This is a genomic window from Actinokineospora sp. UTMC 2448 (genome assembly GCF_024760565.1).
Taxonomy (GTDB): domain Bacteria; phylum Actinomycetota; class Actinomycetes; order Mycobacteriales; family Pseudonocardiaceae; genus Actinokineospora; species Actinokineospora fastidiosa.
Genome location: NZ_CP031087.1, coordinates 6,369,974 through 6,383,541, shown reverse-complemented (window position 1 = coordinate 6,383,541; position 13,568 = coordinate 6,369,974). Strand labels below are relative to the sequence as shown.

At 74.0% G+C, this 13,568-nt stretch carries 10 protein-coding genes; 8 read left to right on the top strand and 2 right to left on the bottom strand.

Features of this window, described 5'->3' with window-relative positions:
* Positions 1-17 precede the first annotated feature (17 nt).
* The 3 genes from guaB to Actkin_RS29305 all read left to right on the top strand — a co-directional run bounded on the left by guaB (position 18) and on the right by Actkin_RS29305 (position 4,503).
* Complete coding sequence (gene guaB / locus Actkin_RS29315) at positions 18-1,529, top strand: IMP dehydrogenase (RefSeq protein ID WP_258905035.1); 1,512 nt, start codon at positions 18-20, stop codon at positions 1,527-1,529.
* 27 nt (positions 1,530-1,556) lie between these two features.
* Entirely contained in the window at positions 1,557-2,699 is a 1,143-nt protein-coding gene (locus Actkin_RS29310; RefSeq protein WP_189209564.1) for a GuaB3 family IMP dehydrogenase-related protein, read from the top strand.
* Positions 2,700-2,775: 76 nt separating this feature from the next.
* Positions 2,776-4,503 (top strand): GMC family oxidoreductase, encoded by a 1,728-nt coding sequence (locus Actkin_RS29305; RefSeq protein ID WP_258905034.1) that lies wholly within the window; start codon positions 2,776-2,778, stop codon positions 4,501-4,503.
* Between the two features lies 1 nt (position 4,504).
* Here the strand turns inward: Actkin_RS29305 and Actkin_RS29300 are convergent, their stop codons facing one another.
* Complete coding sequence (locus Actkin_RS29300) at positions 4,505-5,398, bottom strand: LysR family transcriptional regulator (protein WP_258905033.1); 894 nt, start codon at positions 5,396-5,398, stop codon at positions 4,505-4,507.
* A gap of 124 nt (positions 5,399-5,522) precedes the next feature.
* Here Actkin_RS29300 and Actkin_RS29295 point away from each other — a divergent pair, with 124 nt between their 5' ends.
* The 5 genes from Actkin_RS29295 to Actkin_RS29275 all read left to right on the top strand — a co-directional run bounded on the left by Actkin_RS29295 (position 5,523) and on the right by Actkin_RS29275 (position 11,954).
* The gene (locus Actkin_RS29295) at positions 5,523-6,926 is read left to right on the top strand and encodes an MFS transporter (protein ID WP_258905032.1); all 1,404 of its coding nucleotides are present in this window, start codon (positions 5,523-5,525) and stop codon (positions 6,924-6,926) included.
* Positions 6,923-7,888 (top strand): MBL fold metallo-hydrolase, encoded by a 966-nt coding sequence (locus Actkin_RS29290; protein ID WP_189209567.1) that lies wholly within the window; start codon positions 6,923-6,925, stop codon positions 7,886-7,888. Before Actkin_RS29295 ends, Actkin_RS29290 begins: the two co-directional genes overlap by 4 nt.
* Positions 7,885-9,387: an FAD-dependent monooxygenase gene (locus Actkin_RS29285; RefSeq protein ID WP_258905031.1), complete on the top strand. Its 1,503-nt coding sequence runs from the start codon at positions 7,885-7,887 to the stop codon at positions 9,385-9,387. The genes Actkin_RS29290 and Actkin_RS29285 overlap by 4 nt, the downstream gene beginning before the upstream one ends.
* A gap of 307 nt (positions 9,388-9,694) precedes the next feature.
* On the top strand, positions 9,695-10,411 hold the full coding sequence (gene erm / locus Actkin_RS29280) for a 23S ribosomal RNA methyltransferase Erm (RefSeq protein WP_189209569.1): 717 nt from the start codon (positions 9,695-9,697) through the stop codon (positions 10,409-10,411).
* 139 nt (positions 10,412-10,550) lie between these two features.
* Entirely contained in the window at positions 10,551-11,954 is a 1,404-nt protein-coding gene (locus tag Actkin_RS29275) for an FAD-binding oxidoreductase (protein WP_258905030.1), read from the top strand.
* Here Actkin_RS29275 and Actkin_RS29270 read toward each other — a convergent pair.
* Positions 11,951-13,393 carry an aldehyde dehydrogenase family protein gene (locus tag Actkin_RS29270; protein WP_258905029.1) on the bottom strand — a complete coding sequence of 481 codons (1,443 nt, stop codon included), beginning with the start codon at positions 13,391-13,393 and terminating at the stop codon, positions 11,951-11,953. The two genes, Actkin_RS29275 and Actkin_RS29270, sit on opposite strands and share 4 nt — an antisense overlap.
* Positions 13,394-13,568 lie beyond the last annotated feature (175 nt).

Here is a 13,568-nt window from a genome sequence, read left to right as displayed (position 1 = left end):
AAGGTCGCCCAGCCCCCATGACCAGCGAGCTCACCGCCGACGGTGTCCCGCACAAGTTCGCCCAACTCGGCCTCACCTTCGACGACGTGCTGCTCCAACCGGCCCAGTCGGATGTGATCCCGAGCACCGTCGACACCTCGACCCGGTTCTCGCGCAACGTGACCCTGCGCATCCCGCTCGCGTCGGCGGCCATGGACACCGTCACCGAGGCGCGCATGGCCATCGCCATGGCCCGCCAGGGCGGCATCGGCATCCTCCAGCGCAACCTCTCGATCGAGGAGCAGGCGCGGCAGGCCGAGACGGTCAAGCGCTCCGAGGCGGGCATGGTGACCGACCCGGTCACCTGCTCGCCGGACAACACCCTCGCCGAGGTCGACCGGATGTGCGCGCGCTACCGCATCTCCGGCCTGCCGGTCACCGACGGCGACGGCAAGCTCGTCGGCATCATCACCAACCGCGACATGCGCTTCGAGGTCGACCACGACCGGCCGGTGCGCGAGGTGATGACCAAGGGCCCGCTGATCACCGCCCAGGTGGGCGTGTCGGCGGAGGCCGCGCTGGGGCTGCTGCGCAGGCACAAGGTGGAGAAGCTGCCCATCGTCGACGGCGACGGGCGGCTGCGCGGGCTGATCACGGTCAAGGACTTCGTCAAGACCGAGCAGTTCCCCAACGCGACCAAGGACCCCGACGGCAGGCTGATCTGCGGCGCGGGCATCGGCGTCGGCGACCAGGGCTGGCAGCGCGCGATGACGCTGGTCGACGCCGGGGTGGACGTCGTGGTGGTGGACACCGCCCACGGCCACGCGCGCGACGTGCTCGACATCGTCGCCAAGCTCAAGCGCGAGGTCGGCGACGCCGTCGACGTCGTCGGCGGCAACGTGGGCACCCGGGCGGGCGCGCAGGCCATGGTCGACGCGGGCGCCGACGGCGTGAAGGTCGGCGTCGGGCCGGGCTCGATCTGCACCACCCGCGTGGTCGCGGGCGTGGGCGTGCCGCAGATCACCGCCATCTACGAGGCCGCGCAGGCGTGCCTGGCCGCCAACGTGCCGGTGATCGGCGACGGCGGCATCCAGTACTCCGGCGACATCGCCAAGGCCATCGCCGCGGGCGCCAGCACGGTCATGCTCGGCAGCCTGCTCGCGGGCACCGAGGAGGCGCCCGGCGACGTCGTGCTGGTCAACGGCAAGCAGTTCAAGGGCTACCGGGGCATGGGCTCGCTGGGCGCGATGCGCTCGCGCGGCGAGGCCAAGTCCTACGCGCGCGACCGCTACGCCCAGGACGACGTGCTCGCCGACGACAAGCTGGTCCCCGAGGGCATCGAGGGCAGGGTGCCCTACCGCGGCCCGCTGTCCCAGGTGGTCTTCCAGCTGGTCGGCGGCCTGCGCGCGGGCATGGGCTTCACCGGCTCGCGGACCATCGCCGAGCTCCAGCAGGCGCAGCTGATCCGCATCACGTCGGCGGGGCTCAAGGAGAGCCACCCGCACGACATCACGATGACGGTCGAAGCGCCGAACTACACGACTCGCTGAGCTCTTTCCCGAGAGGAACAACTACCAGTGCGGGATCTCGTCGACATCGGCATGGGCCGCACGGCCCGCCGCGCCTTCGGCCTGGACGACATCGAGATCGTCCCGTCCCGGCGGACGCGCTCGTCGAAGGACGTCTCCACGGCGTGGCAGATCGACGCCTACCGGTTCGACATCCCGCTGATCACCCACCCCAGCGACGCGATCGTCTCGCCGAGGACCGCGGTGGCCGTCGGGGAGCTGGGCGGGCTGGGCGTGCTCAACGCCGAGGGCCTGTGGGCGCGCCACGCCGACCCGGACGAGGTGCTGTTCCGGCTGGCCACGGCCGCCGAGGACGGCGCCGAGCCGATGGAGCTGGTCCGGCTCCTGCAGGAGGCGCACGCCGAGCCGGTCAGGATCGACCTGCTGACCGAGGCGATCAAGCAGGTGCGCGAGTCCGGGGTCACGGTCGCGGTGCGGGTCAGCCCGCAGCACGCCGCCGAGCTGACCCCGGACCTGCTGGCCGCGGGCGTGGAGGTGCTGGTCGTGCAGGGCACGATCATCTCCGCCGAGCACGTGGCCCGCGAGGCCGACGCCGAGCCGCTGAACCTCAAGCAATTCATCGCCGACCTGGACATCCCGGTGATCGCGGGCGGCGTGCACGACTACCGCACTGCGATGCACCTTATGCGCACGGGCGCGGCGGGCGTGATCGTCGGCTACGGCCACTGCGCTGGCGTGACCACCACCGACTCGTCGCTGGGCATCGGGGTCCCGATGGCCACCGCGATCGTCGACGCGGCCGCGGCCCGCCGCGACTACCTCGACGAGACCGGCGGGCGGTACGTGCACGTGATCGCCGACGGCGGGGTGCACACCAGCGGCGACATCGCCAAGTCGATCGCCTGCGGCGCCGACGCGGTCATGCTCGGCGCCCCGCTGGCCGTCGCCGGGGAAGCGCCCGGTCAGGGCCTGTACTGGACGACCTCGGCCGCGCACCCGTCGCTGCCGCGCAGCCGGGTGCTGCCGGTGGCCGACGACGTCGAGGTGGACCTGCGCACGCTCCTGTTCGGCCCGTCGACCGACCCCGACGGCCTGGTGAACCTCTTCGGCGCGCTGCGTCGGGCGATGGCGAAGACGGGCTACAGCGACGTCAAGGAGTTCCAGAAGGTCGGCCTCACGGTCCGCGCGTAGAACCTGTTACTCAAAGTTCGGGATTTTGCGCCGATGGCCCTAGCTCCGGGCGGGCGCTGCGCTTAACCTCAGGCGCATGGCAACCGAACTCGTCGGTAACAAGGCGGACTACGACGTCGTGGTGGTCGGCTCGGGCTTCGGCGGCAGCGTGGCCGCGCTCCGGCTGACCGAGAAGGGCTACCGGGTCGCGGTCGTCGAGGCGGGCAGGCGCTTCGCCGACGACGAGTTCGCCAAGACGTCGTGGGAGCTGCGGAAGTACCTGTGGGCGCCCGCGCTGGGCTGCTTCGGCATCCAGCGCATCCACATGCTCAAGGACGTCGTCGTGCTCGCGGGCGCGGGCGTTGGCGGCGGGTCGCTGGTGTACGCCAACACGCTGTACCGACCGCTGAAGGGCTTCTACGCCGACAAGCAGTGGTCGCACATCACCGACTGGGAAGCCGAGCTGGCCCCGCACTACGACCAGGCGTCGCGGATGCTGGGCGTGGTCACCAACCCGACGACGACGCCGTCCGACGAGGTCATGCTGAAGGTCGCGGCGGACATGGGGATCTCCGAGAGCTACCACCCGACGCCGGTCGGGGTGCTGTTCGACAAGCCCGGCCAGCCCGTGGCCGACCCGTACTTCGGCGGCGAGGGGCCCGCCCGGACCGGCTGCACCGAGTGCGGGTCGTGCATGACCGGCTGCCGGGTGGGCGCGAAGAACACGCTGGTCAAGAACTACCTGTACCTGGCGGAGAAGAAGGGCGCCGAGGTCATCCCGCTGACCACCGTGACCGACGTCCGGCCGGTCGAGGGCGGCTACGAGATCCTCGCCCACCGCACGGGCCGCAAGCGGCAGCGGCGGCGGATCACCGCGACGCAGGTCGTGCTGGCGGCGGGGACCTGGGGCACGCAGAACCTGCTGCACCGGATGAAGGACAACGGCGCGCTGCCCGCGCTGTCCCCGCGCCTGGGCGAGCTGACCCGCACGAACTCCGAGTCGATCATCGGAGCCGCGCGCACCAGGGTCGACCCGGAGAACAACTACTCGACCGGCGTGGCGATCACCTCCTCGATCCACCCCGACGAGAACACCCACATCGAGCCGGTGCGCTACGGCAAGGGCAGCAACGCGATGAGCCTGCTGCAGACGATCGCCACCGACGGCGGCTCGAAGGTGCCGCGCATCCTGCAGGCGCTGTGGTTCATGATCCGCCACCCGCTGAAGACGCTGTCGTTGCTGCAGGGCTACCGGTGGAGCGAGCGCACGGTGATCCTGCTGGTGATGCAGTGCCTGGACAACTCCATCACCACCTATCTGAAGCGGGGGCTGTTCGGGCGGCGGAAGTACACCTCCCGGCAGGGGCACGGCGTGCCGAACCCGTCGTACATCCCGGCGGGCCAGACGGCCAACGAGCTGACCGCCAAGCACATCGGCGGGACCGCGGGCGGCACCTGGGGCGAGGTGTTCAACATCCCGATGACCGCCCACTTCCTGGGCGGGTGCCCGATCGGCGCCTCCGAGGCCGACGGCGTCATCGACCCCTACCACCGCGTGTACGGCTACCCGGGCATCTCGGTGGTCGACGGGGCCGCGGTCACCGCGAACCTCGGCGTGAACCCGTCGCTGACGATCACCGCCCAGGCCGAGCGCGCGTTCTCGTTCTGGCCGAACAAGGGCGAGCCGGACACCCGGCCCGCGCAGGGCGAGGGTTACCGGCGGATCAGCCCGGTCGCCCCGGTCGCGCCCGCCGTCCCGGCCTCCGCGCCCGCGGCCCTGCGGCTGCCCGTCGTCGAGGTGAACGGCAAGCCCGCGCGGCGCTGACCTACCCCGCCCGGCAGACGTCGATGACGCGGGCGCGCAGCCAGCGGTGGACCGGGTCGGTGTCGAGGCGGGCGTGCCAGAGCAGGGACACGGTCACCTCCGGGGCGCGGAACGGCAGTTCCAAAGCGGCCATCCCCTGGCGCATGGCTGCGGTGTGGCGCGCGGGGACCGTGGCGACCAGGTCGGCCGCCCGCACCAGGGCCAGCGCCACGCCGAAGCCGTCCACCGCGGCGACGACGTGCCGGTGGTGGCCGGTCGGGCGCAGGGCCTCGTCCACCAGGCCGTCGACGAGGCCGCGGCGGGAGACGTGCACGTGCCGGGCGGCGGCGTAGCGGGCGGTCGTCAGCGGACCCTCGGCCAGCGGGTGCTCGGGGCGCACCACCGCGATGAAGCGGTCGGTGAACAGGGGAGCGTTGAGGACGTCCGGGGGCGGCGCGTCCTCGATGACGCCGGTCTCCAGGTCGACCGAGCCCTCGCGCAGCGGCGCGGTGTCCTTGTCGGCCTTGCGCAGGAACCACAGGCGCACGCCCGGCGCCTGCGCGCCGACGGCGGCCACCAGCGCGGGGCCGAACTGCTCCACGAAGCCGTCGGATGCGCGCAGGGCGAAGGCGCGGTCCACAGTGGCCAGATCGGGCCGGGCCGCGGGCCGCAGCACCTCTCGAGCCTCCTGGACGACGCCGCGCACGCGGTCCCGTAGTTCCAGGGCCCGCGGGGTGGGCACCAGGCCGCGGCCCGCGCGGACCAGCAGCGGGTCGCCGGTGGCGCGGCGCAACCGGGCGAGGGCGCGGCTCATCGCCGACGGGCTGAGCGCGAGCCGCTGGCCCGCGCGGGTGACGCTGCCCTCCTCCAGCAGCACGTCCAGGGTGATCAGCAGGTTCAGGTCGGGCTGGGCCATGGGCAGACAATCCCATGACCTGGCGTCGCATGCACAGGTCCGTTGCCATCTTTGCGTCTTCCGCCCGCTCTGACGCCGACTTACGGTCCGGTCGAACCCCTTTCCTCGCCAGGAGGCACCGGACGTGACCACGACACCCACCCGCAGATCCCCGGCCTGGGCGCTGACCGCGCTGTCGCTGGTGACGCTGCTGCCCTCGCTGAGCATCAGCGTCGCCACCGTCGGCCTGCCGACGATCGCCTCGGCCTTCGGCGCGGGCTTCACCGCGGTCCAGTGGGTCGTGGTCGCCTTCCTCCTGGCCACGACGGCCCTGACCGTCGGCATCGGCAGGCTCGGCGACCTCGCCGGACGGCGGCGGCTGCTGACCGGCGGCACGGCGCTGTTCACGGGCGCGACGCTGCTGTGCGGACTGGCCCCGGACCTGCCCCTGCTGATCGCGGCCCGGGCGCTGCAGGGCGTCGGGGCCGCCGCGATGATCGCGCTGGCCATCGCGTTCGTCGGCGAGACGGTGCCGCCGGACCGGACCGGCAGCGCGATGGGGCTGCTGGGGACCATGTCGGCCGTCGGCACGGCGCTGGGGCCCTCGCTCGGCGGGGTCCTGATCGAGCTCGCCGGGTGGCGCGCGATCTTCCTCGTCGTCGCGCCGCTGGGCCTGCTCGCGCTGGTGCTCATCCGGGCGCTGCCCGCCGCCGCGCCGACCCCGGCGCGCGGGCGGTTCGACAGCGCGGGGACGGCGCTGCTGGCCGCCACCCTCGCCGCCTACGCGCTCGCCGTGACGGTGGACCCGCGACTGCTCGCCGTCGCGGCCGCGGGTCTCGCCGGGTTCGTCGCCGTCGAGCGCCGGGCCCGCGACCCGCTGCTCGCTCCCGCGCTGCTCCGCGACCGCGTCCTCGCCGCGGGCCTGACGACGAACACGCTGGTCTCGGCCGTCATGATGACCACCCTCGTGGTCGGGCCGTTCCACCTGACGCTGGCGCTCGGCCTCGACCCGGCCCTCGTGGGCCTGGCGATGTCGGCCGGTCCGGTCGTCTCCGCCGTCACCGGGGTCCCCGCGGGCCGCGTCACGGACCGCGTCGGCGCGCCTGCGATGGTGCTCGCAGGCCTCGGCGGCATCATCGCGGGCGCCGCGGTCCTGGCCGCGATGCCCGCGTCGGCCGGGGTCGCCGGGTACATCGGGCCGCTGGTCGTGATCACCGCGGGCTACGCGACCTTCCAGGCGGCCAACAACACCGCGGTCATGCGGGACGTCCCGGCAGGCAGCCGCGGCGTGGTGTCCGGGGCGCTCACCCTGTCCCGGAACCTGGGGCTCATGACGGGCGCGTCGGTCATGGGGGCGGTGTTCGCCGCCGCGGCGGGGACCGGCGACCTGGCCGCCGCCCCCGCAGCGGACGTGGCCGCGGCGACCCGGTGGTGCTTCGCCGCGGCGGCGGTCCTGGTGGCCGTCGGCCTGGTCGTCGGGCGCCTGGTGCCGAGGACCTCCTTCCGGGGGCCGACAACCGGCGTCCGGGGTGGCAGGTTGGAGGGGTGAGCACCGACTTCGCGTCCAGCGGCGACCTCGGCCGCAAGGAGGAGACCTTCGTCGACCTCGGCGGCGGCGTGTACGCGCTGACCGCGGAGGGCGATCCGAACGTGGGGGCCGTGGAGGGCGAGGACTTCCTGGTCTGCATCGAGGCCAGGGCGACGCCGGTCGCGGCCCGCCGGTGGCTGGCGGCTCTGCGGGAGCGCACGGACAAGCCGGTCCGCCACCTCGTGTTGACCCACTACCACGCGGTGCGCGTGCTGGGCGCGAGCGCGTTCGACGCGGCCGAGGTGGTCACCCACACCGCGACGCGGGCGCTGATCGAGGAGCGCGGCGAGGCGGACTGGGCCAGCGAGCTGGGCCGGATGCCGCGGCTGTTCGAGGAGCCGTCGTCGATCCCGGGACTGACCAGGCCGACACTGACGTTCACCGACCGCATGGTGATCCCGCTGGGCGGCGACCGCGGCGACCTGGTGCTGGCCTACTGCGGGCGCGGGCACACCGCGGGCGACATCGTGGCCTGGCTGCCGTCGCGCGGCATCCTGTTCGCGGGCGACCTGGTCGAGTCGGCGGCCGCGCTCTACACCGGCGACGCCTTCCACGACGAGTGGGCGACGACCACTTTGGACACGGTGGCCTCCTTCGGCGCGACCACGCTGATCGGCGGCCGCGGCCCGGTGGCGACCGGCGCGGCCGCGGTGGGCGATGCCATCGCGCAGAGCCGCCACTTCCTCGACGAACTCCGCCGCACGGTCGGGGAGGCCCACCGCGCGGGCGGCTCGGTGGCCGACGCGTTCCGCGCGGCCCACGCGGCCCTGGCGCCGAGGTACGGCCGGTGGCCGATCTTCGAGCACTGCCTGCCCTTCGACGTCCAGCGCTACTGGGACGAGCTGTCCGGAGTCCAGTGGCCCCTGGTGTGGACGCCCGAGCGCGACCGCGAGGTGTGGGCGCAGCTGCGGGGCGGGTCGTGACCGAGCCCGTGCTCGTGGTCGGGGCCGGGCCGGTCGGCATGACCGCCGCGCTGCACCTGGCCCGCCACGGCGTGCCGTCGGTGCTGCTGGAGGCGGCCGCGACCCGCTCGGCGGTGGGGAGCCGCTCGATCTGCGTGCAGGGGGACGTCCTCGACATCCTGGACCGGGTCGGCGCGGGGTGGCCCGTCGTGGCGGCGGGGGTCACCTGGTACTCCGGGCGGATCCACTACCGCGAGCACGAGGTCGTGCGCCTGGCCCTGCCGGAGACCCCGCCGGGGCGGTTCCCGGCGTTCGTCAACACGCCGCAGACTGTGGTGGAGCGCATCCTCGCCGACCTCGTGGCGGCCTCGCCCCTGATCGACCTGCGCGTCGGGCGCCGCGTCACGGGGCTCACCCAGGACGAGGCGGGCGTGACCGCCACGACCGAGAACGGGATGACGGCGCGGGGCACGCACTGCATCGCCGCCGACGGCGCCCACTCGACGGTGCGCGGGCTGCTCGGCCTGCCGTTCGACGGCACGTCCTACGACGACAAGTTCCTGATCACCGACATCCGCGCCGACCTCGACCGCGCGCCCGAGCGCCGCTTCTACTTCGATCCGGAGTGGAACCCCGGCAGGCAGGTCCTCCTGCACCCGCAGCCGGACTCGGTGTGGCGCATCGACTGGCAGGTGCCGGAGGACTTCGACCTCGCCGCCGAACGCGCGGGCGGCGGCCTCGACCGGCGGGTCCGCCACGTAGTCGGCGAGGTCGGCTACGAGGTCGTCTGGGCCTCCGTCTACCGGTTCCACCAGCGCAGGGTCCCCCGGATGACCGTGGGCCGCGTCCTGCTGGCAGGCGACGCCGCGCACGTCATGAGCCCGTTCGGCGCCCGAGGCATGAACTCCGGCATCGCCGACGCGGAGAACGCCGCCTGGAAGCTCGCCGCGCTCCGCACCGGCTGGGGCGCCCCGTCGCTGCTGTCCACCTACGACACCGAACGCGGGGCGGCCGCCGCGGAGAACCTGCGGGTGACCGGGGAGACCATGCGCTTCCTCGTGCCCGCCACCCCCGAGGACCACGCCCGCCGCGTCGACGTCCTCACCCGCAGCGTCCACGACCCTCAAGCCCGCGCCCAGATCGACTCCGGCCGCCTCGCCGAGCCGTTCTGGTACCTCGACTCCCCGCTGACCACCCCCGCCCCGGCCGAGGCGCTGGCGAGGTTCCCCACGGCGCCGGGCGCGCCCCGCCCACCCGTGCCGGGCGTGCTCTGCCCCGACCTCCCGCTGTCCGACGGCCGCAGGCTCCGCCCCGCGCTCGGCCCCCGCCTCACCCTCCTCACCGCAGCCACGACCCCGCACGACTGGCCCCACGTCGAACCGGCCCCCTCCGCCCTGACCACCCTGGGCATGGGCCCGGAGGGCGTGGCCGTGCTCCGCCCCGACGGCTACCTCGCCGCGATCCTCCCGGACGGGAAGGGAGTCGCCGAGGCGATCGCCCGCACAACCGGCCACGACTAGCCCGACACACGGCGACGCCGTGCTCCAGGTACCGGCTCTCCCCGGCGCGCGAGGCCGCCAGGGCGGCGTGGACGCGCCGGACCAGCCGGGGACCGCAGCGGGTGGCGACCTCCACTGGTGCCCGCATGACGATCACCATAAATCGGTTGTGGGCGTCGATAGCCTCGGGAACGTGGGTATGTACTTCATTCGCATCCGCCGCGCCTAAGCGGGCGCAGGCGAGGCCTGTGCGCCGCTTTCCGGCCCGTGCCGGTGCGGCCTGCGAGTGCTGCCCGGCTCCACCTGATGTCCACAGTGGAGCTTCCTCATGTTCGGCCCCCACGAACTCGGCCAGAACTTCCTCATCGACCGCGCGACCATCGACGCCGTGTTGCGGTGCGTCGCGGAGACCGACGGGCCCATCGTCGAGCTCGGGCCGGGCGACGGCGCGCTGACCGTCCCGCTCGGGCGCACCGGGCGGCCCGTCACCGCCGTCGAGCTCGACCCCCGGTGCGCCGCCGAGCTGCGACGGCGCACCGGGGCCACCGTCATCCACGGCGACTACCTGCGGTTCCGCTTCCCCCGGCACCCGCACACCGTCGTCGGCAACATCCCGTTCCACATCACCACCGCCACCCTGCGCCGCCTGCTGGCCGCGCCCGGGTGGGAGGCCGCCGTGCTGATCGTCCAGTGGGAGGTGGCGCGCAGGCGGGCCGGGATCGGCGGGGCGACGCTGCTCACCGCCAGCTGGTGGCCGTGGTTCGACTTCCGGGTCCGCGCCCGCGTCCCGGCCCGCGCCTTCCGGCCGGTGCCCGGGGTCGACGGCGCGATCCTCACCGCGACGCGCCGCCCGGACCCGCTGGTCGACGACCGGGCGGGCTACCAGCGGTTCGTCAAGCGGGTGTTCACCGGCCGGGGGCGCGGCCTGCGGGCGATCCTGGCCAAGGCGGGGTACCGGGAGGCCGCCGCGTGGGCGCCGCGGGACGCGCTGCCCCGCGACCTGAGCGCCGAGCAGTGGGCGCGGCTGTGGCGGTTGTCGTCGTAGTTCTGGCAACAGCGGTGGGTGGCCGCGCGGCCGCCCCGGTGGTGGAATCGCGGGCGTGGGACTCACCAGGCGGGCGTTTCTGCACGTGACCGGGGCCGCGGGGCTTGCGGCGGCCGTCCCGGCGTGTTCGGGTGACACGGTGCCGAAGCCCAGCCCCACCCCGGCGCCGCCGACCACCACCGCGACCACCACCGTCCGCCCGGACCTCGACGGCCTGCGCCGCGCCCTGGGCGGGGCGCTCGTGCGGCCGGGGGACCCCGACTACGACACGGCCCGCCGCTCGTACAACCCGCTGCTGGACGACCGCGCCCCGATCGCGGTGGCCACCGCGTCCACGCCCGACCACGTGCGCGCCTGTGTCGACGTGGCCCGCGCCTCCGGGCTGCCCATCGCCGCGCGCAGCGGCGGGCACAGCTACGCGGGGTACTCCGTGCCCGACGACGGGCTCGTGGTCGACCTCGGCGGGATGACCAGGGTCGACGTGCGCGACGACGGCACCGCGGTCGTCGGCGCGGGCGCGCGGCTGATCGACGTCTACGCCGCGCTCGCCGAGGCGGGCCGCTCGCTGCCCGCTGGCTCCTGCCCCACCGTCGGCATCGCCGGGCTCACCCTGGGCGGCGGGCTCGGCGTCCTGGCCCGCAAGTACGGCCTGACCTGCGACAAGCTGATCGCCGCCGAGCTGGTCACCGCCGACTCGCGGCTCCTGCGCGCCGACGCGGAGACCGAGCCGGACCTGTTCTGGGCGCTGCGCGGCGGCGGGGGCGGCAACTTCGGCATCGTCACCGACCTCACCTTCGCCACCGACCCCGCCCCCGACCTCACCGTCGTCCGCATGGACTTCGCCGAGGGCTCGATGCCCGACGTGGTCGGCGCGTGGCAGGAGTGGACGGCCGGGCTGCCGCCCGAGCTGTGGACCAACCTGATCGTCGAGGGCGGCTCGCCCCCGCGCGGCCGGTTGAACGGCTGCTACGTCGGACCCCGCCACGAGGCCGTCGCGCTGCTGGCCGATCTGGACGTCCGCCCGGTCAACCGCATGGTCCGCGAGATGGGCTACCTCGAGGCCATGCTCCACTTCGCGGGCTGCGCCAGCGTCGCTGCCTGCGCCCCCGGCCGCTTCCCCCGCGAGGCGTTCGCGGCCAGCTCCCGCATCCTGTCCGAGCCGCTGGCCGACCCCGCGGCCCTGGTCGACCTGCTCGACGGCCGCGACGGCCTGAGCCTGCTGCTGGACGCCCTGGGCGGCGCGGTCGCCGAGGTCGCCCCCGACGACACCGCCTTCCCGCACCGCGAGGCCCTGGCCACCGTGCAGATCTACCAGGAGGCGAACCCGGCGGTCGGCGACAACCTGAGCAGGCCGGTCGCCGAGGTCCGCAACTCCCTGATCGGCCTGGGCGTGCGCGGCGGCTACGTCAACTACATCGAGGCGGCCATGCCGGACTGGGACGTCATGTACTACGGCCAGAACTTCAACCGCCTGCGCGACACCGCGCGCCGGTACGACCCGGACGGGGTGTTCGCGTTCCCGCAGGGCGTCACCCCGACCTAGAGCGTCAGGCCGGACAGCACGACCGTCTGGTCCTCGGTGAAGTCGTCCATCGCCGAGCGCACGCCCTCGCGGCCCGTCCCGGAGCCCTTCACCCCGCCGTACGGCATCTGGTCGGCCCGGTAGCTGGGAACGTCGCCCACCACGACGCCGCCCACCTCCAACTCGGCCGCCGCGCGGAAGGCCAGCCGCACGTCCCGGGTGAACACGCCCGCCTGCAGCCCGTAGTCGGTGTCGTTGGCCTGGGCGAAGGCGTCGTCCACGCTGTCCACGACGGACACCACCAGCACGGGCCCGAACACCTCCTCGCGGCACACCGACGCCGTCGACGGCACGTCGGCGAGCACGCACGGGGTGATCGAGTTCCCGGACCGTTGCCCGCCGGTCAGCACCCGCGCGCCCGCGTCGACCGCCTCGGCGATCCAGGACGCGACCCGCTCGGCGTTGTCCGCATCGATCAGCGGCCCGACGTCGACCGCCGGGTCGTGCGGGTCGCCGACGGTCAACGCCTCCACCGCGGACACCAGCTCCGGCACGAACGCGTCGGCGACGTCCCGGTGCACGATCACCCGCTGGACCGCGATGCACGACTGCCCGGCCTGGTAGTTGCCGAAGGTGGCGATCCGCTTGGCCGCGAACCCGAAGTCCGTCCAATCCGGACAGACGATGGCCGCGCTGTTGCTGCCCAGCTCCATCACCACGTGCTTGCGCGGCGCGGCGTCCATCAGCCCCCAGCCGACCGAGGTGGAGCCGGTGAAGGAGATGACCGGCAGCCGCGGGTCCTCGACCAGCGCGGACATGTCCCGCCCGCGCACCGGCAGCACCGAGAACGCGCCCGGGGGCAGGTCGGTCTCGGCCAGGATCTCGCCCAGCAGCAGCGCCGACAGCGGCGTCGACGACGCGGGCTTGACGATCACCGGGGCGCCCACCGCCAGCGCGGGCGCGACCTTGTGGGCCACCAGGTTCAGCGGGAAGTTGAACGGGGCCACCGCCAGCACCGGCCCGCGCGGGCGGCGCAGGATCACGCCGAGCCGCCCGTCGCCGTTGGGATCGGTGTCCAGCCGCTGCAACTCGCCGACGAACCGCCGGGCCTCCTCGGCGGCGAAGCGGAACGTCGAGACCGCCCTGGCGACCTCGATCTCCGCCCACTTCAGCGGCTTGCCGTTCTCCGCGGTGATCGTCTCGGCGATCTCGTCGGCCCGCTCGGCCAGCCGCGCCGACACGTGCGCCAGGGCGGCGGCGCGCACGTGGGCGGGGGTGGAGCGGAACTCCCGGGCGATCCCCGCCGCCGCGGCCACGGCGTCCTCGACGTCGTCGGGGCCCGGCACGCACACCGTGGCCACGTCGGTGCCGTCGTAGGGGTGGTGCACGTCGAGTGTCGATTCGCTGGTCCGCGCGGCTCCCGCCACCCAGAACGGCCGCGGCTTGGTCTCGAACGTCATGCCCCAACCGTATGCCGCGAGGCGGCGTCGAGCCGCACGGAGTTACCATGGCAGCGGTCGACCGACGATGGTGGCTAGGGTTCCGCCGCATCCAGCGGGTCTGGTTCGAGCGCCACGGAAAACCCGCGTGACCGGCACGCGGGCAGGCATCTCCGGGAGAGAAACCCAGGGAGGG